This is a genomic window from Vibrio sp. 378 (assembly GCF_033339435.1).
Window position 1 is genome coordinate 1 of sequence record NZ_JAWOUO010000056.1, and the last position, 500, is coordinate 500.

1 pseudogene is annotated in these 500 nt (G+C 47.8%); it reads right to left on the bottom strand.

Features of this window, described 5'->3' with window-relative positions:
* Window positions 1-500 (bottom strand): annotated as a pseudogene (locus R7Q48_RS23995) (RNA degradosome polyphosphate kinase); the annotation flags it as partial.

Below are 500 nucleotides of genomic sequence, written 5' to 3' on the forward strand. Positions count from 1 at the left end.
CTTTACCCCCGCGTTGCTTGCTGCGTAAAGACGGGTGACGATGCCTTTATCGACGAGGTTGTTGACCTTTATGGTTAATCCGGCCTTTTTGCCCGCCTTTGCATTGGCGATTTCATTGTCAATCAGGCGGTAAATTTGGGTGCGCGAATTACGCGGAGAAACCATCAAGTGATTGAACTTCACTGGGCGATAAGGGTTCTCAATGTATCCAAACACGTTGCGCACTTCATTGGTGATTTCTTGGTCTGCGGTGAGCAGCGAAAAGTCGGTATAGATTCGAGCGGTTTTTTCGTGGAAGTTGCCCGTGCCAATGTGCGCGTAGCGAATAATATCGTCACCTTCACGGCGACTGATCATCAATAACTTTGAGTGAATCTTTAAACCGGGCGCACCAAAGATGACGTGCACGCCAGCTTCAGTCAGAACTTTTGACCATTCAATATTTGCTTCTTCATCAAATCGCGCCTGCAACTCAACGACTACAGTAACGTTTTTGCCGT